Origin of the sequence: Roseovarius sp. AK1035, from assembly GCF_003288315.1 — a bacterium.
GTDB classification, from domain to species: Bacteria; Pseudomonadota; Alphaproteobacteria; order Rhodobacterales; family Rhodobacteraceae; genus Roseovarius; species Roseovarius mucosus_A.
The window spans coordinates 3,471,265-3,496,576 of sequence record NZ_CP030099.1 but is presented as its reverse complement, the minus strand read 5'-3'; the positions used below and the strand labels follow the sequence as shown (position 1 = coordinate 3,496,576).

At 60.0% G+C, this 25,312-nt stretch carries 20 protein-coding genes; 15 read left to right on the top strand and 5 right to left on the bottom strand.

Annotated features, from left to right (window positions below; all coding sequences use genetic code 11):
* The first annotated feature begins 51 nt into the window (after positions 1-51).
* The 3 genes from RAK1035_RS16625 (at position 52) to RAK1035_RS16615 (ending at position 3,317) form a co-directional block, all read left to right on the top strand.
* Positions 52-2,016 carry a heme lyase CcmF/NrfE family subunit gene (locus tag RAK1035_RS16625; RefSeq protein WP_037298980.1) on the top strand — a complete coding sequence of 655 codons (1,965 nt, stop codon included), beginning with the start codon at positions 52-54 and terminating at the stop codon, positions 2,014-2,016.
* Positions 2,013-2,465, top strand: coding sequence for a cytochrome c-type biogenesis protein (locus RAK1035_RS16620; RefSeq protein WP_008283182.1), 453 nt, complete (start codon positions 2,013-2,015; stop codon positions 2,463-2,465). The genes RAK1035_RS16625 and RAK1035_RS16620 overlap by 4 nt, the downstream gene beginning before the upstream one ends.
* Positions 2,466-2,537: 72 nt before the next feature.
* On the top strand, positions 2,538-3,317 hold the full coding sequence (locus tag RAK1035_RS16615) for an enoyl-CoA hydratase-related protein (RefSeq protein ID WP_008283181.1): 780 nt from the start codon (positions 2,538-2,540) through the stop codon (positions 3,315-3,317).
* A gap of 5 nt (positions 3,318-3,322) precedes the next feature.
* Here the strand turns inward: RAK1035_RS16615 and RAK1035_RS16610 are convergent, their stop codons facing one another.
* From RAK1035_RS16610 to gltX, 3 genes are all read right to left on the bottom strand, one after another.
* Complete coding sequence (locus tag RAK1035_RS16610; protein WP_008283180.1) at positions 3,323-5,593, bottom strand: calcium-binding protein; 2,271 nt, start codon at positions 5,591-5,593, stop codon at positions 3,323-3,325.
* A 232-nt stretch (positions 5,594-5,825) separates the two neighbouring features.
* On the bottom strand, positions 5,826-7,121 hold the full coding sequence (gltA, locus tag RAK1035_RS16605; RefSeq protein ID WP_008283179.1) for a citrate synthase: 1,296 nt from the start codon (positions 7,119-7,121) through the stop codon (positions 5,826-5,828).
* 76 nt (positions 7,122-7,197) lie between these two features.
* Positions 7,198-8,610: a glutamate--tRNA ligase gene (gene gltX / locus RAK1035_RS16600; RefSeq protein ID WP_008283178.1), complete on the bottom strand. Its 1,413-nt coding sequence runs from the start codon at positions 8,608-8,610 to the stop codon at positions 7,198-7,200.
* An 80-nt stretch (positions 8,611-8,690) separates the two neighbouring features.
* Here gltX and RAK1035_RS16595 point away from each other — a divergent pair, with 80 nt between their 5' ends.
* Positions 8,691-10,709 carry a ComEC/Rec2 family competence protein gene (locus RAK1035_RS16595; protein ID WP_008283177.1) on the top strand — a complete coding sequence of 673 codons (2,019 nt, stop codon included), beginning with the start codon at positions 8,691-8,693 and terminating at the stop codon, positions 10,707-10,709.
* On the opposite strand, the gene lexA is transcribed toward RAK1035_RS16595, so the two are convergent.
* Positions 10,703-11,404, bottom strand: coding sequence for a transcriptional repressor LexA (gene lexA / locus RAK1035_RS16590; RefSeq protein WP_008283176.1), 702 nt, complete (start codon positions 11,402-11,404; stop codon positions 10,703-10,705). The two genes, RAK1035_RS16595 and lexA, sit on opposite strands and share 7 nt — an antisense overlap.
* A gap of 173 nt (positions 11,405-11,577) precedes the next feature.
* Between lexA and RAK1035_RS16585 the strand changes: the two genes are divergently transcribed.
* Positions 11,578-12,672, top strand: a complete 1,095-nt coding sequence (locus RAK1035_RS16585) for a carboxynorspermidine decarboxylase (protein ID WP_008283175.1) — start codon at positions 11,578-11,580, stop codon at positions 12,670-12,672.
* Positions 12,673-12,744: 72 nt separating this feature from the next.
* Positions 12,745-13,983, top strand: a complete 1,239-nt coding sequence (locus RAK1035_RS16580) for a saccharopine dehydrogenase family protein (protein ID WP_008283174.1) — start codon at positions 12,745-12,747, stop codon at positions 13,981-13,983.
* Between the two features lie 49 nt (positions 13,984-14,032).
* Here the strand turns inward: RAK1035_RS16580 and RAK1035_RS16575 are convergent, their stop codons facing one another.
* Entirely contained in the window at positions 14,033-15,727 is a 1,695-nt protein-coding gene (locus RAK1035_RS16575) for a methyl-accepting chemotaxis protein (protein WP_008283173.1), read from the bottom strand.
* Positions 15,728-16,265: 538 nt separating this feature from the next.
* Here RAK1035_RS16575 and RAK1035_RS16565 point away from each other — a divergent pair.
* The 9 genes from RAK1035_RS16565 to RAK1035_RS16525 are packed head-to-tail and all read left to right on the top strand — an operon-like array spanning position 16,266 to position 25,216.
* Positions 16,266-16,589, top strand: a complete 324-nt coding sequence (locus RAK1035_RS16565; RefSeq protein WP_008283172.1) for an STAS domain-containing protein — start codon at positions 16,266-16,268, stop codon at positions 16,587-16,589.
* Entirely contained in the window at positions 16,586-16,948 is a 363-nt protein-coding gene (locus RAK1035_RS16560; protein WP_008283171.1) for a response regulator, read from the top strand. The genes RAK1035_RS16565 and RAK1035_RS16560 overlap by 4 nt, the downstream gene beginning before the upstream one ends.
* Positions 16,945-18,870 carry a chemotaxis protein CheA gene (locus tag RAK1035_RS16555; RefSeq protein ID WP_037298963.1) on the top strand — a complete coding sequence of 642 codons (1,926 nt, stop codon included), beginning with the start codon at positions 16,945-16,947 and terminating at the stop codon, positions 18,868-18,870. The genes RAK1035_RS16560 and RAK1035_RS16555 overlap by 4 nt, the downstream gene beginning before the upstream one ends.
* A complete protein-coding gene (locus RAK1035_RS16550) occupies positions 18,867-19,349 on the top strand; it encodes a chemotaxis protein CheW (RefSeq protein WP_008283169.1) in 483 nt (160 codons plus the stop codon). Before RAK1035_RS16555 ends, RAK1035_RS16550 begins: the two co-directional genes overlap by 4 nt.
* 18 nt (positions 19,350-19,367) lie before the next feature.
* Positions 19,368-21,023 carry a methyl-accepting chemotaxis protein gene (locus RAK1035_RS16545; protein ID WP_008283168.1) on the top strand — a complete coding sequence of 552 codons (1,656 nt, stop codon included), beginning with the start codon at positions 19,368-19,370 and terminating at the stop codon, positions 21,021-21,023.
* The gene (locus RAK1035_RS16540; protein ID WP_050775796.1) at positions 20,995-21,546 is read left to right on the top strand and encodes a chemotaxis protein CheW; all 552 of its coding nucleotides are present in this window, start codon (positions 20,995-20,997) and stop codon (positions 21,544-21,546) included. Before RAK1035_RS16545 ends, RAK1035_RS16540 begins: the two co-directional genes overlap by 29 nt.
* The gene (locus RAK1035_RS16535) at positions 21,543-22,385 is read left to right on the top strand and encodes a CheR family methyltransferase (RefSeq protein WP_008283166.1); all 843 of its coding nucleotides are present in this window, start codon (positions 21,543-21,545) and stop codon (positions 22,383-22,385) included. Before RAK1035_RS16540 ends, RAK1035_RS16535 begins: the two co-directional genes overlap by 4 nt.
* Before the next feature lie 6 nt (positions 22,386-22,391).
* Positions 22,392-23,498: a protein-glutamate methylesterase/protein-glutamine glutaminase gene (locus RAK1035_RS16530; RefSeq protein ID WP_008283165.1), complete on the top strand. Its 1,107-nt coding sequence runs from the start codon at positions 22,392-22,394 to the stop codon at positions 23,496-23,498.
* A 17-nt stretch (positions 23,499-23,515) separates the two neighbouring features.
* Entirely contained in the window at positions 23,516-25,216 is a 1,701-nt protein-coding gene (locus tag RAK1035_RS16525; protein ID WP_198133634.1) for a transducer-like protein, TlpC, read from the top strand.
* The last annotated feature ends 96 nt before the right edge of the window (positions 25,217-25,312 follow it).

The following is a 25,312-nucleotide window of genomic DNA, read 5'->3' as shown; positions in this document are numbered from 1 at the left end:
TTGACGTCGATTGCGATTGGCCAGAGCGTGCTCCTGTCCTATATTCGGGACATGATTACAGAACTCGGTCACTTCGCCCTCATCCTCGCCTTTCTGGTGGCCTGTGTTCAGGCCACCATCCCCTTGATTGGCGCCTATAAACGCTGGCCGGGCTGGATGGCCCTTGCCGAACCCGCAGCCACACTTCAGTTCATGCTGACGGCTGTGTCCTTTGCCGCGCTCACATGGGCCTTTGTGATCTCGGATTTCTCGCTGCGTCTTGTGGTGCTCAACAGCCACACGGATAAGCCGATGCTTTACAAGATTACCGGTGTCTGGGGTAATCACGAAGGGTCGATGCTGCTTTGGGTGTTGATTGTGACGCTGTTTGGCGCGGCGGTGGCGTGGTTCGGCTCTAATCTGCCGCCGTCGTTGCGCGCGCGGGTGCTGAGCGTGCAGGCCATGGTGGGTGTGGCGTTTTTCCTGTTTATCCTTCTGACGTCGAACCCGTTTTTGCGTATGGCGGTGCCGCCCTTCAACGGGCAGGACTTGAATCCGCTCCTGCAAGATCCGGGCTTGGCCTTTCATCCGCCGTTCCTGTATCTTGGCTATGTCGGTCTTTCGATGACCTTTTCCTTTGCCGTGGCGGCGTTGATCGAGGGGCGGGTGGATGCGGCCTGGGGGCGGTGGGTGCGGCCCTATACGCTGGCAGCCTGGATTTTCCTGACAATCGGTATCGGGCTTGGGTCTTGGTGGGCCTATTACGAATTGGGTTGGGGCGGGTTCTGGTTCTGGGACCCGGTTGAAAACGCCAGTTTCATGCCTTGGCTTATTGCCGCAGCCCTGCTGCATTCCGCAATCGTGGTGGAAAAGCGCGAAAGCCTGAAAAGCTGGACGATCCTGCTTGCGATCATTGCATTCGGGTTCTCGATGGTTGGTGCCTTCATCACCCGGTCGGGCGTTCTGACCTCGGTGCATGCCTTTGCCACTGACCCGGAGCGTGGCGTGTTCTTGCTGGCGATTCTTGCGGTGTTCATGGCTGGCGCGCTCACGCTCTTTGCGGCGCGGGCGGGGGTGATGCAGGCCAAGGGCGTGTTCAGCCTTGTCAGCCGCGAATCCGCGCTCGTCCTCAACAACCTGCTTTTGGCGGTGGCGTGTTTTGTGGTCTTTATCGGCACCATCTGGCCGTTGATCGCCGAGATGTTGTTTGATCGCAAACTGTCGGTGGGCGAGCCGTTCTTTAACGCGGCCTTTACCCCCTTCATGGTGGCGCTTGGGCTGGTTCTGCCGGTGGGGGCGATGCTGCCGTGGAAGCGGGCCACTCTGGGCCGGGTCATTCGGCAACTGGCCCCGGCGTTTGCGCTCGCTTTGGCGATTGGCGCACTTGCTTGGGCGATGCAGACCGGGCGTTCGGCGCTTGGTCCGGTGGGGCTGTTTCTTGCGGCGTGGCTGATTGGGGGCGCTGCGGTTGATCTTTGGTCGCGCACCGGGCGCGGAGACGGGCGTTTGTCGCGCCTTACGCGGTTGCCGCGGGCCGACTGGGGCAAAGCGGTGGCGCATGCTGGCCTTGGCGTGACCATGGCCGGTATCGCGGCGATGATGGCCTGGCAACAAGAGGATATTCGCGTTCTCAAGATCGGTGATCAGTTCGACATTGCGGGCTACACGCTGCGCCTTGACGAGGTTCACGACGAGGAAGGCCCGAATTATCTGTCCACGATGTCGACGTTTACGCTGTCCAAGGATGGGGTTGAAATCGCGACAATGACGCCTGAAAAGCGCGAATACCCTGTCGCGCAGATGCCAACCACCGAAGCGGCGCTCGACAGTGGCTTTTTGCGAGACATCTATGTTGTGATCGGTGATCCGCAGATTGGCGGGGGCTGGGCGGTGCGCAGCTATTACAAGCCTCTGGCCAATTGGATTTGGGGTGGCTCTATCCTGATGGCGCTTGGCGGGTTCCTGTCGCTCAGCGACCGACGCTACCGGGTGGCTGCGGGCGCGCGCAAGGTGCCGCAGGGGGTGCCTGCGGAATGAAACGCCTGATCCTTGCGCTCTGCGTGATTGCCGCGCCGGTGTTTGCGGTGCAGCCGGATGAAATCCTTGATGATCCTGCACTTGAGGCGCGGGCGCGGGATATTTCCTCGGGCTTGCGCTGTCTGGTGTGTCGCAACGAGAGCATTGACGATTCCAACGCGGAACTGGCGCGCGATCTGCGTCTTTTGGTGCGCGAGCGTCTGGTGGCGGGCGACAGCAACGATGAGGCCGTCGATTTCATCGTTGCGCGTTATGGCGAATACGTGCTGCTCAAGCCGCGGTCGGGCGGGGCCAACATGCTTTTGTGGTGGGCGGGGCCGCTCATGCTGGGGGCTGGCCTTCTTATTGGCGCGGCCTATTTGCGAGGCCGGGCGCGCACGCCCGAGACAGAGGTTGCCCGGCTTAGCGAAGCCGAGGAAAACCGTCTGCGCGAAATCCTCAAGGAGTGACGCGCGGTTTCGCTTGGCGCGCGGGATGGTCTGGGGTTTGATGCCGCAAACCAGACTGAAAGGCGCGAATCCGTGAAAGACTATCAAACCATCACACTGGAGATCGCCGACGGCGTGGCGCTTCTCAGCCTCAATCGCGCGGATAAGATGAACGCGCTCAACACCCAGATGCGGGCCGAAATCACCGATGCGGTGATCCATGCCGGGCGAGAGGCACGGGTTGTGGTTCTGACGGGCAACGGCAAGGCGTTCTGCTCGGGGCAGGATCTGAGCGATGGCGGCAACGCCACCACGCTTGATCTGGAGCGGGTGCTGCGCGAGGAATATGTGCCGATGCTGCGCGCCATCACCGATTGCCCGGTGCCCACGATCAGTGCGGTCAATGGGCCTGCGGCAGGGGCAGGGGCCAATTTGGCGCTGTCGGCAGATGTGGTGATCGCAACCGAGAGTGCCTATTTCCTACAGGCCTTTGCCCGGATTGGCCTTATTCCCGACGCGGGCGGAACCTATGCGCTGCCGCGCCAGATGGGCATGGCCAAGGCGATGGGCGCGGCGCTTTTTGCGGAACCGATCACGGCCCGACAAGCCAGCGACTGGGGCATGATCTGGGAGGCGGTGGACGACGCAGGTTTTGACGCCCACTGGCGGGCGCGGGCGGCAAAGCTGGCCATGGGGCCGACGCAAACCTATGGGGCGATCAAACAGGCGATCCGCAGCACGTGGGACAACACGCTTGAGGGGCAATTGGACCTTGAGGCCAAATTGCAGGGCGCCTGCGGGCAGACCCGCGACTTCAAGGAAGGCGTGGTGGCATTTCTGGAAAAACGCCCCCCGAGGTTCGAGGGGCGCTGAACCGGTTATGCGGCGACTGCCGGGGGGCGCGCAATGAGCGCGACATCGGCGGCTGTGAGCGTGCTGCCTGCGCCCAAGATACGGGCCACCGCGATCCCATCCGCGAGCACGGTAACATCCCCTGCGGCGTTGGTGGTCAGTGTTACAACAGGCGGGGCTGCATCTGGGGTGGCTGCCGTGTAGACATAGGCGATCTGATCGTCGGCCCGGTCGAAATCGGTGATCGTCGCGATATCGGCCCCGCGACCCCATTCGCCAAGCCAGAACTGATCTTCGCCGACGCCGCCCGTGGCGGTATCGTCGCCGCCGATGATAAGCACATCGTTCTCGCTGCCCCCTGACAGGTTGTCGTCGCCGCTTGTTTCTTCGGCTGAGCTGCGCGCAAAATCGTCAAGCAGAGCACGCGGGGTCGCAGGATCAAGGCCCTGTGCCGCAATGTCTGCGGCGCTGCCAGAGCCAAGCTGTATATCAATGCCAATGATCAGGTCGTTGCCCGCGCTACCGAACAGGACATCGCGCAGGGCACCGCCGATCAACACGTCATCGCCCGCTTCGCCCCAAACGCTATCCGAGCCACTGCCGCCGTCCAGAATATCGTTACCAGCCCCGCCGAACACCTGATCATCGCCGCCGCGCGCACCAACCACGTCGTTGCCTTCGAGGGCCGTGATTTCATCGCCGATTGAGCGCCCGGTGATCAAATCGTTGCCGGTGCTGCCAGTAATCTGGTTGAGCGGGGTTTCACGTTCGATGATCACGATTTCTGCTGCCGTCAGCGTGCTGCCCGCGCCTGTCACCTCGGCTACGGGTACGCCATCCGCAAGTATGATCGCATCCCCCGCCGCATTGGTGGACAGGGTAATGACCGGTGTTGCCGCGCCAAGCGCAACCGGGCTGTGGTAATAGACGATCTGATCTACAGCCGGCTCATAATCGGTGATGGTGGCCGTGTCTGCGCCCCCAACCCACTCGCCCAGCCAAAAACGATCAGCCCCAAGGCCGCCCGTCGCCGTATCATCGCCCCCGATCACGAGCACGTCGTTACCGCTGCCGCCCAAGAGCGTATCGTCGCCGCTGAGATCCTCTGACGGGGTGCGAATGAGACCTTCAAGCAGGGCCTCTGGTGTTGCGGAGTTCAGATTGAAGGCCGAGATGGCCGCCGCACTGCCAGAGCCAAGAGGAATATCGAGCCCTAGAATGAGGTCATCGCCGGAATTGCCCTGAAGCGAGTCGCCCCCGGCCCCCCCGATAACCACGTCATTCCCGACCCCGCCCCAGAGGATGTCAGCGGCGTTGCCGCCAAACACGACGTCATTGCCATCCCCCGCAAACACCTCGTCACGCCCTCCGCCAGAGGCGATGAGATCATTGCCGCCGCGGGCTGTGATTTCATCGCCAACGTTGCTTCCGTCGATGAGGTCAGCCCCGTTCGTGCCCCTCAGGATGTTCAGGCCGCTTTCGGTGCTGCTGTCATCTGCTCTCTCGGAGAGGATGACACTTGCTGGAGTCAGAGTTGTGGCGGCCCCCAAAACGCGCGCAATGACTACGCCATCAACGCTGAGCAAGGCGTTGCCATCGTCATCCGGCGCAACAGAGACTTGCGGAGCGGTGCCGTTGGACACGTAGCTATAGTCTATGAAGTCGGAGGCCGGGACATAGTCGGTGATCGTGGCCACAGTGTCCGCTTCGATCCAATCCCCGATCTGGAAACGGTCCTCACCGGCCCCACCAGTGCCAAAATCGCCACCACTAAGGAATAGCGCATCTTCTCCGTCGCCGCCGATCAGAGTGTCGGAGCCATGCTGATCCGTGCCGATACTTGGGCGCAAGGCGTCAATGGTCGGATTGCTTTGGATCAACCTATTCAATTCATCACCGGTTTGGCTGTTCAGGCCACCGTCAATGCCGATGAGCACGTCGTCGCCTGCGCCGCCTTCGATCAGGTCGTCGCCCCGGCCCCCGATCAGAACGTCGTCGCCGCCGTCGCCAGAGAGCGTGTCGGCACCGCTGCCGCCCAGGATGATATCAACGCCCGTGCCGCCCTGAACAAAATCATCGCCGCCGCCTGCCGATACGATATCGTCACCGCCGCGCGCCGTGATTTCGTCGGCGCGTGCGGTTCCATCAAGGATATCATCGCCAGGTGTGCCGGATATGGTATCATCAGTGTTGATGTCGTTAGTGTTGGTGTCGTCGTCGTCCTCGTTGACTTCGTCGATCACAAACGCCGTAAGTCCTACGCCTGCCAAAAGGCCAAGTAAAAGCAAACCACCCATTACTCAGGGTCCCCCCAGACCAATCAAATAAACATTCGCATCCGTGAATTCACTTACCCGTTCAGATATTCCCCAAACACGTTGAAAATCAAGTATAAAGTCGATTGATCCCGGGCTCCTGACAGGGGCTGGAAACAATGCGATACGGGGATTGGAATTGTTCTGATTGGTACTCTAAACAAGAAAAACCCCAGCCGTTGGAGCCGGGGTTCGTCTTTGATGATTTCAGCGCTTAGCGCTTTTCGATGTCAACATAGTCGCGCATCGTCGCCCCTTTGTAGAGCTGGCGCGGGCGCCCGATCTTGAGCTGCGGATCGGCGATCATTTCCTTCCACTGCGAAATCCAGCCAATGGTGCGGCTGACCGCGAAAATCGGCGTGAACATCGATGTCGGAAAGCCCATCGCCTCGAGGATGATGCCCGAGTAGAAATCCACATTCGGGAAGAGCTTTTTATCCGCGAAATAGGGATCGGCGAGCGCTTGCCGCTCCAACTCCTTGGCCACCTGAAGCGTCGGGTTATTCTCGACGCCCAGCAATTCCAGAACCTCATCGGCGGATTGTTTCATCACCTTGGCGCGGGGATCGAAATTCTTGTACACCCGGTGGCCAAAGCCCATCAGGCGGAACGGATCGTCCTTGTCCTTAGCGCGCGCGATGAATTCGGGGATGCGGTCTGGCGTGCCGATTTCCTGCAGCATTTCAAGACAGGCCTGATTGGCGCCGCCATGTGCCGGACCCCAGAGGCAGGCGATGCCCGCAGCCACGCACGCAAACGGGTTGGCCCCGGAAGACGACGCCAGACGCACGGTCGAGGTCGAGGCGTTCTGTTCGTGATCGGCATGCAGCGTGAAAATCCGGTCCATCGCGCGGCTCAGGATCGGGTTCACGACGTAATTCTCGGCCGGAACGGCAAAACACATGCGCAGGAAGTTCGACGCATAATCGAGCTCGTTGCGCGGATATTCGAACGGCTGCCCGATGGTGTATTTGAACGCCATCGCAGCGATGGTCGGCATCTTGGCGATCAGGCGGATCGAGGCCACTTCGCGCTGCCAGGGGTCGGTGATATCCGTGCTGTCGTGATAGAACGCGCTGAGTGCGCCCACCACGCCCACCATGATCGCCATCGGATGCGCATCCCGGCGAAAGCCGCGGAAGAGGAAATGCATCTGTTCGTGGATCATCGTGTGGTTGGTGACACGGCTTTCGAAATCCTCAAGCTGTGCGGGGCTGGGCAGCTCGCCGTAGAGCAGCAGATAGCACACTTCGAGATAATGCGATTTCTCGGCCAATTGGTCGATCGGATAGCCGCGATGCAGCAGTTCACCCTTGTCGCCGTCGATAAAGGTGATGGTGCTGTCACAGCTTGCCGTCGAGGTATAGCCGGGGTCATAGGTGAATACGCCCGCATCGGCATAGAGCTTGCGGATGTCGATGACATCCGGGCCCGCCGTCGGGGAATGCAGCGGCAATTCATAGGTCTTGCCGTCGATTTCCAGCTTTGCCACTCTCTTGACTTCTGACATCAGGGGTCCTCCCTCTCAGCGCCCGATTACGCCATGCGCGTATCGAGCTGAATAAACGTAGTGCCTTGCCAAGGGATTAATCCCCTCCGCAGGCCGCATCGGTCAACCGGGCGATGGTTTCATCCCGCCCAAGGACCAGCATCATGTCGAACACGCTTGGTGTCGCACTGCGGCCCGCCAGAGCCGCCCGGAGGGGGCCTGCCAGCTTGCCGAATTTCATTCCATGGTCTTCGGCGAATTGGGTCGCCAGACCCTCGATATCCTCACGTGTCCACGTAGCAGTTTGCAACTGCGGCGTCAATTCTTTCAGTATACCACGGGATACTGTGTCAAGCTGCTCTGCCGCCTTCTCTTCGGGCTGAATTGGCCGTGTTGCAAGAATAAACGCAGCCTTATCAAGAAGTTCCGGAAAGGTCTTGGCACGTTCCTTGAGGCAATACATGCCGCGAGAGAACAGCGTCAATTTCGTGTCGTCAAGCGCGGGTTGCCCCGTTGCGGCCAAAAACCCCTGCAATTCATGCAGCAGCGCAGCATCGTCAGCGGCGGCGATATGCTGACCACAGAGATTCTCCAGCTTTTTGAAGTCTAGCCGCGCCGGGGATTTGCCGATTCCCTTAAGGTCGAACCACGCCTGCGCCTGTGCGTCGTCAAAGAATTCCGCATCGCCATGGCTCCAGCCAAGACGCGCGAGATAGTTGCGTATCCCTGCCGCGGGATAGCCCATCTTTTGATATTCCTCGACGCCAAGCGCGCCATGCCGCTTGCTCAGCTTCTTGCCGTCGGGTCCGTGAATGAGCGGGATATGGGCGTAAACCGGCAGAGGCCAGCCCATCGCCTGATAGATCATCATCTGCCGCGCGGCATTGTTCAGGTGATCGTCGCCCCGGATGACATGGGTGACACCCATGTCGTGATCATCGACCGCCACGGCCAGCATATAGACCGGCGTGCCATCGCTGCGCAGCAGGACCATATCGTCAAGCTGATCGTTGCGAATGGTCACATCGCCCTGCACCTCATCCCGGATCACGGTCACGCCGTCGCGGGGGGCCTTGATTCGGATCACATGGGGCATGTCAGTGGGGTGCTGATCGGGTGTCGCGTCACGCCACGGGCTGTGATACAGGGTGGATCTGCCCTCTGCGCGCGCGGCTTCGCGGAAGGTTTCGATCTCGTCCTGTGTGGCAAAGCATTTATAGGCCATCCCTTCGGCCAGCAATTTGCGTGCCACCTCGGCGTGCCGGTCGGCGCGTTCAAATTGGCTGATCGCCTTATCATCGTGGTCCAGCCCAAGCCAGGCCAACCCATCGAGAATCGCCTGTGTCGCCTCGGGGGTTGAGCGCGCCCGGTCGGTGTCTTCGATCCGCAGCAGGAACTTGCCGCCGCGCCCGCGCGCAAACAGCCAGTTGAACAACGCCGTGCGCGCGCCCCCAATGTGCAGATAGCCAGTGGGCGAAGGGGCAAAGCGGGTCACGACCTGTTGCGACATGGGGCAGATTAACCTTTCGGTAACGATGATTGGGCTAGCGTTGTCGTCTGTCTATCGGCCTGTCATGGGGGAAACAAGCCTTGGGCATCTGGCACCGGTTTGAGGCTATCTGGCTCGCACAACGCGGCGCGCTTTTTCCTTGGGTGCCGGTTGGTCTGGCCTGCGGTGTGGGGACATATTTCGCACTGCTGCGCGAGCCGTCGGTTGCGGCGCTGTGGGGCTGTGGCGGTGCGGCGCTTTGCTCTGCGCTTTTGGCTGCACGGGGGCGGGAATGGTCCGGCCCGCTGCTCTGGACCGTGGCGCTGGTGCTGGCGGGCTTTGCTCTTGCGGGCTTGCGCGCGCATCTGGTGGCGGGGCCGGTGCTGGGTTGGCGCTACTATGGGCCTGTCGAGGGGCGGATCGTGGGCATTGACCGCTCGGCCTCGGATGCGCTGCGCCTCACGCTTGACCGCGTGGTTCTGGAACGCACAGACCCCGCGCGCATGCCGGGCCGGGTGCGGGTCTCGCTGCATGGCGATCAGAGCCATTTCATGCCGCTGGCGGGGCAGCGGGTGATGATGACGGCGCATCTGGGCCCGGCGGGCGGTCCGGTCGAGCCGGGCGGCTTTGATTTCCAACGCCATGCGTGGTTTCTGGGGATTGGGGCGGTGGGCTATACCCGCACGCCGGTTCTGCGGCTTGAGGCGGGGCAGGGCGGACAGCCGCTTTTTCGCGCGCGCATGGCCCTGTCGCAGCATGTGCAAAGCCGCCTGCCGGGGCAAACCGGCGCCTTTGCCGCGGCGATCATGACCGGCGACCGCGCAGGACTGAGCCTTGTCACGCTCGAGGCGATGCGGGTTTCGAACCTCGCACATCTCTTGGCGATTTCCGGGTTGCATATGGGGCTATTGGCGGGGTTCGTCTTTGCCGCCTTTCGCCTTGGCTTTGCCGCTGTCCCGCGCCTTGGCCTGCGCTTGCCCGCCAAGAAACTTTCTGCCTTTCTGGCGCTTGTTGCGGGGGCCGGGTATCTGGGCCTTTCTGGCGGGAATGTCGCAACCGAGCGCGCCTTTGTCATGGTGGCGGTGATGCTGGGCGCGGTGATCCTCGAGCGGCGCGCCTTTAGCCTGCGTGCTGTGGCGGTGGCGGCGATCATCGTGTTGGTGTTGCAGCCCGAGGCGCTGCTTGGTCCCGGCTTTCAGATGTCTTTTGCGGCAACGGTGGGTTTGGTTGCGGTGTTCGGCTGGCTGCGCGATGCGGGGTGGTCTCGTGGTCCTCGCTGGCTGCGCCCGGTGTTGGCTGTGGTGATCTCTTCCGCCGTCGCGGGGGCTGCGACAGCACCGGTCGCCGCTGCGCATTTCAACCAATACGCACAATTCGGCCTTTTGGCCAATCTGGTGAGCGTGCCCTTGATGGGGGTGTTGGTGATGCCTGCGGCCGTTCTGGCCACGCTCTTGTTGCCGCTCGGGCTTGATTGGATCGCGCTGCGGGTGATGGAGCTTGGCTTGCGCTGGATTTTAACGGTGGCAGACTGGGTTGCGGCCTTGGATGGTGCGCGTGTGCCGGTGGTGGCCCCCGGCCCCTATGTGCTGCCGCTCCTCGCGCTTGGGGCGCTCTTTATCGTGCTCTGGCAGGGGCGGGGGCGGATTTTGGGGGTCTTGCCGGTGATGGTCGCCGTTGCGCTCTGGGGGGCGGCGGACCGGCCTGTGATGATCGTGTCGGATACGGGGGGGCTGATCGGGATCATGACAGAGGCGGGGCGCGCGCTCAATAAACCTACAGGGGGTGGGTTCGTGGCTGACAACTGGCTTGAGAATGACGGCGATGATGCCAGCCGCGAGGTGGCTTTTGCCCGCTGGTCCGAGGATCTGGCCTTGGCCCATGGTGTGCGGGTGATGGCAGGCAAGGCGGCCACCGATATGCCGGATTTTTGCGACGGGGTCATGCTGGTTGTGATGAGCGTCACGCCAGATCCGCCCCCGGCGCAACACCGTGATTGTCAGATTGTCACGCCCGAGACGCTGCGCAAAACGGGATCGCTCGCGCTTCACCTCGATAAGGCGGGCCCGCGGCTTGTCAGTGCGCGCGACACCAACGGTGTGCGCCTCTGGAATTCTCAGTAGCTGCGGATCAACCCGACCAACCGCCCCTGAACCCGAACCTGATCCTCTGGGAAAAGGCGCGTTTCATAGGCGGGATTGGCCGCCTCAAGGGCGATAGCATTGCCGCGCCGATAAAAGCGTTTGAGCGTCGCCTCTTGATCCTCGATCAGGGCCACAACGATATCGCCATTATCCGCAACCGATGTTTCACGGATGATCACCACATCGCCATCGTTGATCCCGGCCTCGATCATCGAGTCGCCACGCACCTCAAGCGCATAGTGATTGGCGGCACCCCGGATCATGTTGCTGGGAACGGAAACATTGTGCTGCGCATGGGCAATCGCCTCGATCGGGACACCGGCAGCGATGCGCCCCATCAGAGGCACCTCAAAGGCATGCGCCACCTCGACCGGTTGGGCATTGGCGGGGCGGGGGGCATCGGACAGATCACCGTCAATGACGCGGGGCGAAAAGCTGTGCCGCGCTTCGCCGCCCAAGCTTTCAGGCAGGCGCACAATTTCAAGGGCCCGCGCGCGATGTGCCAGACGCCGGATGAAACCGCGTTCCTCCAACGCTGTGATCAAGCGGTGAATGCCGGATTTCGAGCGCAGATCAAGCGCTTCTTTCATTTCGTCAAAGCTGGGTGGAACCCCGTCCCGCTGCACACGCTTTTGGATAAACTCCAGCAAATCGAGTTGTTTCTTGGTCAGCATGGGCCGCGTCCTCTTACGGGTCAGTTTGTTTTGTTCTACACATGTTCCCGTTTTGTGTCAATCAGTGTGGCGGATCTTGGTTGGATGCTGTGCCTGCGCCATTGCATCGCGGGTGCGGGGGGGATATGCGCTGCGCCAAACCGTATGACCCTGTGACAGCAAAGGGGGGCCAGATGATTCCGACACCCTATTACCTGATCGACGAAGACCGCCTGTTGCAGAACATGCGCAAGATCGAGCGCCTGCGTGCGCTCTCGGGGGCCAAGGCGCTATTGGCGCTGAAATGTTTTGCCACGTGGTCGGCCTTTCCAACGATGAAGCCCTATATGGATGGCACCACGTCATCGTCGCTGTTCGAATTGCGTCTGGGGCGTGAGAAATTCGGTCAGGAAACCCATGCCTATTCGGTGGCCTGGTCCGATGCCGAGATTGAAGAGGCGGTATCCTACGCGGATAAGATCATCTTCAACACCGTCGGGCAGTTGCAACGCTATGATAGCCAATCTGCCGGAATTGAACGGGGTCTGCGCCTCAACCCCCGCTTTTCGACATCGAGTTTTGATCTCGCCGATCCTGCGCGGCCCTTTTCGCGCTTGGGCGAATGGGAAGTGAACAAGATCCTTGGGGTGATCGACCGGATTTCCGGCGTCATGATCCATTACAATTGCGAGAACCGCGATTTTGATCTTTTCGACCAGCAGCTAACCCGCATTGAAGACGAATTTGGGCCGGTGTTGGAGCGGTTGCAATGGGTCTCGCTTGGGGGCGGGATTCATTTTACCGGCGACGATTATCCGCTCGAGGAATTGGCCGCGCGGCTCAAGCAGTTTGCCGAGAAGTTCGACGTGCAGGTCTATCTGGAGCCGGGCGAGGCGGCCATCACCGGCACGACCACGCTTGAGGTGACGGTGCTTGACCTGCTCGACAATGGCAAGGATCTGGCCATCGTCGATTCCAGCACCGAGGCGCATATGCTGGACCTTCTGATCTACCGCGAAAGTGCAAAGCTGCCACAAGACGGCGCGCATACCTATCAGATCTGCGGCAAATCCTGCCTTGCCGGGGATATTTTCGGCGAGGCGCGCTTTGCTGCGCCGCTGAGCATCGGTGATCGGATTTCAATCGGTGATGCCGCCGGTTACACGATGGTCAAGAAAAACTGGTTCAATGGCGTGAATATGCCCGCCATTGCCATCCGGCGCGCCGATGGGCGCATCGACGTGATCCGCAGCTTTACCTTCGAGGACTTTGCCGCCTCGCTCTCATGAGGACTACTCGCTCTTTTTTCCGGGGCTGAACGCCCTCCTTCCCCTGTCCTGCAAGAAAAGGAGACAGCAGAAGTGAAACGTAACGTGCTCATCATCGGTGCTGGTGGCGTGGCTCAGGTCGTCGCCCATAAATGCGCCCAGAACAACGATATTCTGGGCGATCTGCACATCGCCTCGCGCACGCAGGCCAAATGCGACGCGATCATCGCCTCGGTTCACGAAAAATCGGCGATGAAGGTGCCGGGCACGTTTGCCAGCCATGCGATTGATGCCATGGACAGCGCCGCCGTGGCCGCGTTGATCCGTCAAACCGGGGCAGAGATCGTGATCAACGTCGGCTCGCCTTTTGTGAATATGTCGGTGCTCGATGCCTGTCTCGAAACAGGCGCCGCCTATATCGACACGGCCATTCACGAAGACCCCGCCAAGATCTGCGAAACGCCCCCTTGGTATGGCAATTATGAGTGGAAGAAGCGCGATCTTTGCGCGCAAAACGGCGTGACCGCCATTCTGGGGATCGGCTTTGATCCCGGTGTCGTCAACGCCTTTGCCCGTTTTGCCGCTGACGAATACATGGACAAGGTGACGTCCATCGACATCGTGGATATCAACGCAGGCTCGCATGGGCGCTATTTCGCGACCAATTTCGATCCCGAGATCAATTTCCGAGAGTTCACCGGCACGGTCTATTCTTGGCAAGACGGCGCATGGCAAGAGAACAGCATGTTCGAGGTTGGGCGCGATTGGGATTTGCCCGTGGTTGGCACCTGCCGCGCCTATTTGTCGGGCCATGACGAGGTGCACTCGCTGGCGGCCAATTATCCAGAGGCCGATGTGCGGTTCTGGATGGGTTTTGGCGAGCATTACATCAATGTCTTCACCGTGTTGAAGAACCTTGGCTTGCTGTCGGAGCATCCGGTAAAGACCGCCGAAGGGCTAGAGGTGGTGCCGCTCAAGGTGGTCAAGGCCGTGTTGCCTGATCCGGCCTCATTGGCCCCGAACTATACCGGCAAGACCTGTATCGGGGATCTGGTCAAAGGCACCAAGGATGGCGCGCCGGTTGAGGTCTTTGTCTACAACGTGGCCGATCACAAGGACGCGTTCGAAGAGGTTGGCAGCCAAGGGATTTCCTATACCGCCGGTGTGCCGCCGGTCGCGGCGGCAATCCTGATCGCGCAAGGGGACTGGGACGTGGGCGCGATGCGCAATGTCGAAGAGCTAGACCCCAAGCCCTATTTCCCGGTGCTGGATCGTTTGGGCCTGCCGACGCGGGTGCAGATCAACGGCGTCGACAAGGCTTGGAACGAATAGTCTGAAACCTTGGGGCAGGTGGGTTTCTCAACCTGCCCCAAGCCAGTGCTCAGGCGCTTTCCTTGCGGGCAAACCGCGCGTCAAGATCATCGCCCATAGAACCCAGATCGAATTCGAAACCGCCCTCTGATTTCGTGGCTTTGGTGGGTTTCGCCTGAGAGGCGGCCTTGCCACGCTTGAGCGGGATGACCGAGTTGGTCGCAGTGCTGCGGGTCTCGCGTCTGATCTCGCTGACGGGCTGTTCCACGACCTTGAAGAAGCCCATGGCGACCGTCAGCTCATCAGCGAGGCTGGCAAGCTGGGTTGCGCTGCTTGACAGTTCCTCTGAGGCTGCGTTGTTGGTTTGGGTCACAAGGTCAAGCTGCTGGATTGACAGAGCAATTTGCGACGAGCCGCTCGAAAGTTCGCGCGAGGCATCGCTGATTTCCGTGACCAGGCCCGAGGTGCGCTCGATATTGGGCACCAATTCCGCCAACATCGTCCCGGCCCCAACAGCCGTGCTTACGGTGGTGGCGGAGAGGGATGAAATCTCGGCTGCGGCGGTTTGGCTGCGTTCGGCCAGCTTGCGCACCTCTGCGGCCACAACGGCGAAGCCTCGGCCATGTTCCCCGGCACGGGCGGCCTCGACGGCGGCGTTGAGCGCCAAGAGATCGGTTTGCCGCGCAATTTCCTGAACGATCATGATGCGATCCGCAATCGTCTGCATTGCACTGACAGCGTCAGCCACGGCGCGGCCACTTGTGCGCGCATCCGCGGCGGATTTGATTGCGATGCCTTCGGTCGTTTGCGAATTCTCGGCGCTTTGCTTGATATTCGCGGTCATCTGTTCCACCGCAGACGAGGCTTCTTCTGTTGCCGCAGCCTGATCAGAGGCCCCGCGCGCCAGCTCTTCCGAGGTTTCCGCCAGTTGCGCCGCGCCAGATGACACGTTGCGTACCGAGTTTGTGACATCGGACACGATATCGCGCAGACGCAGAACCATATCGTTGATCGACGCTTGCAAGGTCGACACCTCATCGCGACCGCGCACGTCGAGCGTATGGCGCAGATCGCCCTTGGAAATGCCATGGGCCAGATCTGCGGCCTTTGCCACCCGCCGCGAGATGGAGAGCGTGATCACCGTTGCTGCAGCGAGGCCGACCAGCAGCGACAGGATCAGCATCAGAATGAGATTGAACTTGGCAGTTTCATAGGCTTCGGTTGCCTCCGCGGCGCGCACATCCAAGTTACCGATGATCGTCTCGCGCATCTCTTGCAGCGCGGCACGAATTTCCACACCCATATCCATCAGGTCAGTGTGAAACAGCGTGTTGGCCGCATCGCCATTGCCTGCGGCCTCAAGCGAGATCACGCGGGTGTTCATCGCAAAGGCGCGTTTGTGCAGATCTTCGAAGGCTTCCAACTCGGCCACCAGCTTGGGGCTTTTTGCCATTCCGCGCAGTTCGACGATCTTGTCGTCGACGATAGAGGCCTGCGCCACGACGCCTGCCTTTATCTTATCGAGATGACCCGTGGGGGCATTGGGCAGGCCAATCAGGTAAGAGGCTACACCAGTCAGAACCATCAATTTTGCTTCGAACATCTCGTTGATCACGCCGAGTTCTGTCACTTCCAGGCGCATGATGTCCTGAAGTTCCTGATCGGCGGCTCTGAGGTCCCTCAGGGCCATAACGACCGAGGCGCCAAACAGGGCAAAGATAAAGATGTAGGTTGCGGCTAGTTTGGCTTTGATACTCAATCTCATGGTCGGTCCTTTGGTCTGGCCGCGCCGCAACAGACTGCGGGTGCGGAGGAAATTAAGAGGGCGAAACACCGAAACGCTTGGCTCGCTGGTGCGCGCCCGGACCGGACGGCGCTGGATGCGCCGTGGGTGTTTGGCCCCAGATGTGTTTCAGTCTGTCCCGCCTGTGATGATCACCCTTCGCAGGGCTGGCGTGAGGCTCTCCTCACAGCTTTGAACGACCCGCAACATCACGGCTATTAGCTATCCTGATGGGTATGTTGTGGGCCAACGGGGCGGGGTTATTTCAGGGCTAGGCCCTTATACGGGCGATTTTTGCGCGCGACCGGTGGCAAAGCCGCGCTGGTGCGCGCGTTAGATCGCGCCGCAAACTTTCGCGACAAACGCTGATCTTTCGATGGGCCCAGCCGGTCTTTGGCGCTTGTAAACAATGCCAAGGCGCGACCGTTGAACGCGAAGACACCTGTTGAACCCGACAGTTCTGAAAAGGTCACGTTGACGACCCTTTCGGATCTGTCCCCAAGAACGGACCACAGACCCCATGACCAAGAAACTGCCTCTGACGGGGGATTTGAAGATCGCCGCGGCAGACGATCTTGCAAAGCAATTGAGCACTGCCCTGATCTCGGGCGATGTCACCCTATGCACCAAGAAACTCGTCAGCATTGATGCCGCCACCATTCAGGTATTGGTGTCGGCCTTTGTGACAGCGCAGGGCGCTGCGCATCGGTTTGCCGTCGACATGCCTGCGCAAAGCGTTTTGGAAACCGCGTTTGACCGGCTGGGGCTCTTGCCTTTGCTGGTGGTCGAGAATGGCGTTCTTGTCGGGATCAGGGACGCTCAGATTGTGCAGGTGGCGGCATGAAAACGGTTTTGGCAGTCGACGATTCCCCATCTATCCGGCAAATGGTTGGGCTGACCCTGCGCGGGGCTGGCTATAATGTCATCGAGGCCGTCGATGGGCAGGACGCTTTGGAAAAGGCCACCACGCTCAAGATTGACGCGGTTCTGACCGATCAGAACATGCCGAACTTGGATGGTCTGGGCTTTATCCGCGCCTTTCGCGCCCATCCCAGCAGTCAGGGTATCCCTGTCATCTTCTTGTCCACCGACTCGGCCGATGCGCTGAAGCAAGAGGCGCGCTCGGTCGGTGCCCTTGGCTGGATGGTCAAACCCTTTTCACAGGCGCAACTGCTGAGCGTCATTCAGAAGGTTCTGGGATGATGGACAATGACATTTCTGCGGTCTTTCTTGAAGAGGCCAGAGAGCTTCTTGAAAGCCTTGAACAGGGCCTGCTGAGGCTACAAGCTGACCCGAACAACATGGACCTGATCAACGCGGCCTTTCGGGATTTGCATACGATCAAGGGGTCCGGTGCGATGTTCGGGTTTACGGACCTTGCCGCCTTCATCCACAAATTCGAAACCGCGTTTGAAAAGATCCGCTCGGGTGAGATCAAGGTCAGTGCCTCGCTGATCCGCGTGGCGCTGCGCGCTGCAGATGAGATCAAGGGCTATTTGGCCGGAGAGGCCGCCTTGACCCCCGCACGTCAGGCGATCCTGGACGATCTTGAGCAGGCCGTAAGCCCCGACAAGGCGCTTGGCGAGCCCCTCGCGGAGACATCTTCTGACGCCGGATGGCGATTGGATTTTCGGCTGGCCTCGGATGCCCTGGCTCTTGGCGCGCGGCCAGAGGTGCTCTTGGACGAGTTGCGCGGGCTGGGGGCCACCAACCTTGTGGCGGACATCCGTCGCATTCCGTCTCTGGACCGGATCGAGGCGCAGGCCTGCCTATTGGGATGGTCCATGGACCTGCCCGCTGCGGCCCCTGAGGACGACATCAAGAGCGTTTTCATGTTCCATGAGGGCAACATGGAGTTCAACCTCGTCAATCTTGCGGCGCCTGTGGCGGATGTCGCCGTTGCTGCGCAACCTACCGAGGCTGCGCCAACCGGCCCTCAACCTGCCCAGCAAAGTGCGACGATGCGCGTGCCCGCCGAGCGTCTGGACGAGTTGATGGATCAGGTGGGCGAGTTGGTCATCGCCGAGGCCCGCCTGAGCGCTCTGGCCAACAGCAGCAAAGATCCTTCGATCATGGCTGCCGCCGAGGATATTCAGCGCCTCTCTGCCCGGATGCGCGACACCACCATGAGCATCCGCATGGTTCCCATCAGCTCGATCATCGGCCGGTTCCGCCGCCTTGTGCATGACCTTTCCGAAGGTTTGGGCAAAACGGTCAATTTTGTTGTCACCGGGGCGGATACCGAACTTGATAAAACCGTGATCGAACGGCTGGGTGATCCGCTGGTGCATATCATCCGCAACGCGATTGATCATGGGCTAGAGACCGATGAGGCGCGCGCCGCCGCCGGCAAACCGGATTGCGGGACTATCGAGCTTAGCGCCGAACATCTGGGGGCCGAGGTGGTGATTTCGGTCAAGGACAACGGGCGCGGTCTGGATCGCAACAAGCTGCGGGCACGGGCCATTGATCAAGGCTTGCTCACGCCGGACGCCACGCCGTCCGAGGCCGAGCTGTTCGCGCTTATCCTCGAGCCGGGATTTTCCACAGCGGCCAAAGTCACAGAGCTTTCGGGGCGCGGGGTTGGCATGGATGTGGTCAAACGCACGGTCGAAGGTCTGAGAGGCCGGATCGTGATTTCGTCCGAGCCGGGCCATGGCACAACCTTAACCCTGCGCTTGCCGCTCACGCTGTCGATCATCGACGGGCTTCTCGTCGAGGTGGGTGGCGATCGCTACATCATTCCGATGGCGGCCGTGCAAGAGATCGTGGAACTTCCCGCAAGCGATGCTGGGGCGGACACCATCTCCAGCTTTTTGCAGATACGCGATTCTCTGGTGCCTTTCCTGCGGCTTAGAACGCTTTTGGACTGTGCCGAGGAACGCAACACCTTGCAGAATGTGATCGTGGTCTCTGCGGCCAGCCTGCGGGTCGGGCTGGCGGTCGACCGCATCCTTGGCACCAATCAAACCGTCGTCAAACAGATGTCGCGCTTGCACGCGGGCGTCAAATCCATCTCTGGGGCGACGATACTTGGGGATGGCTCGGTCGCTCTGGTGCTTGAAGTTGGCAATCTTGTGGAGCTTGCCCGGACCGACCTCAGAAAAATCGAGAAAGCAGCATGACCAAAGACCTCAACAGATCGGCCAAGACCCTGACAGTGGTTGCCCTGCGCCTTGGAGAGCGAATTTTCGCGATTGAGACCAGTGCTGTTCTGGAAATTCTCTCGCCAATTCCCGTTACCCGCGTGCCCCATGGCGGGGCGTTCGCGCAGGGGGTCATCAATGTGCGGGGCGGGGTCGTGCCTCTGGCCGATCTGCGCGTGATCTTCAGCATTCCCACGCCCCCTGTCGATGAAAACACGCGCGTTCTGGTTCTGCAAATGCCGATTGAAAACGAACTGATCACCGTCGGTGTCTCCGCCGACGAGGTGCGCGAAGTGGTGACGATCGACTGTGATCGCATCGAACCCCTGCCACCCACGGGCACGATCTGGCCTGCCGATTATGTGCGGGGCCTCGTCCAAGGCCCCGAAGGCATCACCATCCTGCCTGACCTCAACAACATCTTTGCCGCACATATCGCGACAGCCAACGCTCTCTAGTTTTTCAAAGGTTACATCATGAGACTGACAATAAAGGCAAAACTGACCGCGACATTCCTATTGGTTCTGGGCATGGCTGGATGTGCCATGATCCTGGCATTGAAGGATATGGCAGAGTTCAATCACAGCCTGAATAACATCATGAACGAGAATGTCGCTCGTGTGATGGCATCAGAGGCGCTGATCACCGAGCAAGTTCAAATGCAGCGTGATATTCGTTCCTATCTCTTGGCCGACTCTGCCCTTGATAAACGTGACCTTCAGAAAACGATCAAGGCTGCCATAGACAAGAAGGTGGTGCTTTTCGACAAGCTCTTTGCGATTGCCAGCCCCGAAGGTCGGACCTTGTTGGACGATTACACCAAGGTCGAGGCGGAGCTTTTGAGTGTCTACGCCAAAGCCATGTCCATGAAGGACATGAACCAGCAGTCAGAGGCCGCCAGCTACCTCCAATCCGAGGGTGTGCAACGAGGGCGCGAGATGCAGGGCGTTCTGGACAAGATCAGCAAGATGAACACGGATGGCGTGGCAGAGGTCGTGGTGCAAACCAACGAGCAATTCAACACGTCCCGCAACATCCTGATGTTGCTGATGTCCGCCTCCATCGTGATCGGTGTTGGTGCGGGCGCTTGGGTCACGCTCTCGATCTCCAAGGGGCTTAAAAGCGCTATCGCCATCACGGGTCGGGTCGCCGCAGGCGACTTGACCAGAACCGTGGCCATTCGCGGCAATGACGAGGTCAGCGATCTTCTTCAGTCGGTCAATACGATGGTTGCCAAGCTGCGCGATGTTGTGGGGGATGTAACATCCGCCATCCGCAACGTGGCCTCGGGCAGTCAGCAAATGGCCGCCACATCCGAGGAATTGTCCCAAGGTGCCACCGAGCAGGCCTCGTCCACCGAAGAGGCGTCGTCCTCGGTCGAGCAGATGTCGGCCAATATCAAGCAGAGTGCGGAAAACGCCGCTGAAACCGAGCGTATGGCCGTCAAATCCGCGCAAGATGCCCGCGAGAGTGGCAAGGCCGTGGCCGAAGCCGTCACCGCCATGCAAGATATCGCCAACCGGATCATTGTTGTGCAAGAGATTGCGCGTCAAACCGACCTTCTGGCGCTCAACGCGGCGGTCGAGGCGGCGCGTGCTGGCGAACATGGGCGCGGCTTTGCGGTTGTCGCGGCTGAAGTGCGCAAACTGGCCGAACGCAGTCAGACAGCAGCGGCTGAAATCTCTGCCCTGTCGGCGACCACGGTTCGGTCAGCCGAGAATGCCGGGTCGATGCTCCAAGGTCTTGTGCCCGATATCGAACGTACATCGGTGCTTGTCAGTGAAATCTCTTCGGCCTCGCAGGAACTGGCTGCCGGTGCCACGCAGGTTAATCTGGCCATCCAGCAACTCGACAAGGTGACACAAGAGAACACCTCGGCGGCAGAGGAGCTATCTGCCACAGCCGAAGAACTGTCGACCCAATCCGAGCAGTTGCAGGTTGCGGTGTCCTACTTTGTCTTGGCAGAAAAGGCTGCGGCTGTGCAGGAAAACCCTGTCCCGGCCCGTCCTGCCACCCGAGCAGTCCAAGCCAGCTCGAGCAAATCCTCGCGGACCTCTGGCGGCTTTTCTTTCAATCACGGTGCGAACAAGGATGATCTCGATCATGGCTTTGCATCGCGCGATGCAGCGTGAGGCTGGTGCAATGAACGAGAACACCCAAGTCGTAACTTTTCAATCGAGCGGATCGCTCTTTGCTGTCCCTGTTAACCGGGTGCGGCAGATCCTCGACACGCAACCGATTGCTCCGCTGCCAAATAGCCCGGCAGAACTTTTGGGTCTGATTGACGTGCGCGGCGAGAGCATCGCCGTCACAGACCTCTCGGAGCTCTTGTCCCGAGGGCCGACCGAGGACACATCCGAGACGCGCATTCTTATCCTCAGCCTTGTGAATGGCCAACATGGCGCGACCGTCGGTCTTAAAACCGAGCGGGTGATCGAAGTAACAGAGCTGGACGCGGGCGGGATCAAATCCCCTGCCGATGCGGGCATCACCACTTGGGATGAAAATGTGCTGACGGGTATCGGGCGCCGCAACGGCACCTTTGTCTGCATTCTCAACCTCGAAAAGCTCTTTAGCGAGGGTGTCCGGCGCAAGACCCCAGAATTCGCGTCTCAACGCGCGATCGAGACTTCAGAAGAGTTTACGCTGACATGAGCCTGTCCCGTGCCAAATCCTATCACGACCACTTTGCAGAGGTGATTTCCCGCGAAACCGGGATCAAACTGCCGTCTGGTAAAAAGGTGATGATCGAAAGTCGCCTTCGCCGCCGTGTGCAAAGCCTTGGTTTCAACTCTCTAGAGGACTATTACCGCCACCTCTTCGAGGACGGCGGGTTTGGTGCGGAGCGTGATGATGTCATTGATCTCATCACGACCAACAAGACCGATTTCTTTCGGGAACCGGCCCATTTCCGTTGCCTCATGAATGACATGCTGCCCGAGATTTTGCGGCGCAAGCAGCGGCTCAACAAACCTGTCGATGTCAAGTTCTGGAGTGCGGCCTGTTCGGACGGGTCCGAGGCCTATACGACGGCTATGCTGCTGGAAGAAGCCGTGCGCAACGGGGCCGGGTTTCAATACGCCATCCTCGGCACGGATATTTCCACCCGCATGGTCGAGGCCGCCAAGCGCGCGATTTACACGACAGAGGCCCTCGCGCCTGTGCCCTCTGCCCTGCGCAAACGGTATGTTATGCAAGGTCACTCCGAAGATATGCGCGGGATGGCACGGATTGTGCCAGCCTTGAGAAGCAAGGCTAACTTTACTCATCTCAACCTTATGGATGACACATATCCCGTGGATCAGGACGTGGACATCATATTCCTGCGTAACGTGCTCATCTACTTTGAGCCCGAGGACCAAGCCAGGGTGATCGCCCGGCTGGCCCGCCACCTGACACCCCAAGGGTATCTGGTGGTTGGACATTCTGAATCCATGACCGTGAAACAACCCAATCTTAAGCAGCTTGCCACGGCTGTGTTTCAAAAAGAGTAGACCGCGATGCTGGACATAGCCTGCAAACCTCAGATTTCGGTCTTGATCGTTGACGATTCCGCCTCGGCGCGGGCCATGCTGATGCGGATTGTGGAAACTGATCCGACCCTTAAACTGTTTGGCACCGCGGCGGATGCGTTCATCGCAGTTTCAAAAATGCAATCGGGTCTGCCCGATGTCATGCTGCTTGATATGGAATTGCCGCGCATGTCCGGTCTGGAATTTCTGCGCAAGATCATGGCGCAGCGGCCAATTCCGGTGGTGATCTGTTCCAGCCATGCCGCAGCCGGGTCAGACCTTGCGCTGACGGCGCTTGCCAGTGGCGCGGTCGAGGTTGTCTCGAAACCGGCACCAAAAACGGATGCGGATTTTCAGGAATCCGCTATCGCAATCTGCGACGCGATCCACGCGGCTGCGGAATCCGGCCACAAAGCGGCCCGCAGGGTGACGCCCCCCCGCGAGACCGGCACCAAGCTTTTGGCGGATGCTCTGATTCCGCCTGCGCGGCCCAAAAACATCGCCCATACCTCGCCCATCGTTTGCATCGGGGCCTCTACCGGGGGCACAGAGGCCATCCGCTCGGTTCTGGTGGACCTGCCGGTGACATGCCCCCCAGTCGTGATCGTGCAGCATATGCCTGCCGGGTTCACGACGGCCTTCTCGCGGCGTCTGAACGGGCTGTGCCGTGTCAACGTCAAAGAGGCGGCCGATGGCGATCTGTGCAATCCCGGCGAGGTGCTGATCGCGCCGGGGAATTTCCACATGATGCTGGTCCGGCAGGGGCGCGGGTATGGTGTCAAGATCGTGGATGGTCCGTATATCTGCCGGCACCGCCCTTCGGTCGATATTCTGTTTCGATCCGCCGCCCAGACCGCAGGACATAACGCGCTCGGGATCATCCTTACGGGCATGGGCGATGACGGCGCGCGCTCGTTGCGGGAAATGCGCGAGGCGGGGGCCACGACCCTGGCGCAGAACGAAGAAACCTGCGTCGTCTTTGGCATGCCGCGCGAGGCGATCCGCATGGGGGCTGCGACGCGCGTTGTCGCTCTCTCCGAGGTTCCGGGCGCAATTTCCGCCTTTGCCAATACCCACCAGTTGCGTGCGAGGTAGACCGGATGAATCCTGCCATGCGAACCCTGTTGTCTAACGCCTATATCGACTGTCTCCGCAAGGCGACGGGCACTATCGAGGCGATCTTTCTAAGGGCCGGGCAGGGGCTTGGGACAAGCGTAGAGGACCTTATGCAACTGCGCGAGGTGCTCGCGCGGCTCAGCGTGGTGTTGGGCCCGGAAGAGACCCAGACGCTGCGGATGCTCTGCCTGAACTCTGTCGAGCACAGTGCAGAGATCAGCGGGGATGTGCAGGCCTTTGTCCAGATGGCCGAAACCCTGCGTGCGGGTATCCGCAAAATCCAGAGCAATGTCAGCCATCTGTCCGTGGTTATCCGCACGATGTCTGCCTCGGCCCCGATTTCGCGGATATTGGGGAAATCGCTGACAAGGCAGGAATCCAAGATTGACGAATTCTCGATCGAGCTGGCCCGCATCGCGGCCTCTGCTGACGAGCAACTCAAATCCCTGCAAGCCCATATCGAGATCATCGAGGTCGAGATGGCGGATCTTGATCTGATCTCTTTGAACCTCTCGCGGGATATGAAGGATAGGGTCATGCCGGCGCTTGATGGTCTCGAGGCGCAAATCAGCGAAATTCAACTGGACCGGCATGAATTGGCCACGGGCAATGCTGTAATCGAAGCCGGGATGCGGGACATCTTTGCAGAAATCTCTGCCATCGTCGGTGAACTTCAGACAGGTGACTCTGTTCGCCAGCGGCTGGAGCATGTCGAGGTGATCGCCCGCGCCTCTCTTGGTGCTGCTCTGGCCCAAGAGCGGCCAGAGGCAAGCGATGGGCTGGGCTATCTGGCAATTTGTCAGGCCGAGGCAAGTCGGGATGAAATGGCGCGCGATGTCGCGTCTGTTCTGGTGCGGCTTGCTGCCATACGTCGGAAATCCGATCAGGTTCTCGGGGCGGCGGAACAGGTCTATCTTGATCCCAATGACACCCAGAGAAAGCGGGTTTCGGCGATGATCACCTGTGCCAACCGGCTGTCGAGCGCGCTGCAATCCAGCCAGTCAAATCTGGATGTTCTGCACCGGATTGGCCGAACCACACAGGATCATATCGGGTCGATCCAGACCATCGCGGCTGAAATGGGGCTGCTCGATCATCATATTCGGATGCTTGGCCTCAATACATTCATTGTGTGTTGCAACATGGGTTCAGAGGCGGGCGCGCTTCAGGAACTCTCGCGTCAGGTCTTGTCGCTGACCAAGATATCCAACGAGATCTTTGATCAGATCGCCACAACGACGCGCGCGCTTGCTGCCACGACCATGCCCGATGTGTCGTCAGCGGATGACAAAATGTCTCGCACGGTGGGGTTTGCGCAGGATATTTCCGAGCGGCTGAATGCCACGGATCAGGCGGTTCTTGCGACCAAACAGGGCTGTGCCATCAAGGGCGACGCGCTCAAGATCGCGCTTCACGCGAGCGAGACATCGCTGTCGTCGCTGGTCGCGGCCAAGGCAGAGCTCGGCACTTTCATTACAGGCTTCAATGGTTTGATTTCAAATGAAAATGCAAATCGAAGCCTATATGACGTGCAGCCCTCTGAACAGGATCGGTTAAGCCAGCTTTACGCGATTTACACGATGGATGCCGAGCGCGAGATTCACGACCGCATTTTTGAAGGTGAGGCAACACCTGCCTCCGCATCCGAAATCGCGGTGCAAGCCCCCGGAGACGAACTGGCGGATATCTTCTTTTGAGGGTGATGGGCGGTGCGCTGCCTGACGCGATATCCGCGCCCAGCCCCCATAGCTCAACACAAAGTTAAAACGCGCGCACTCTGACGATGCGCGCGT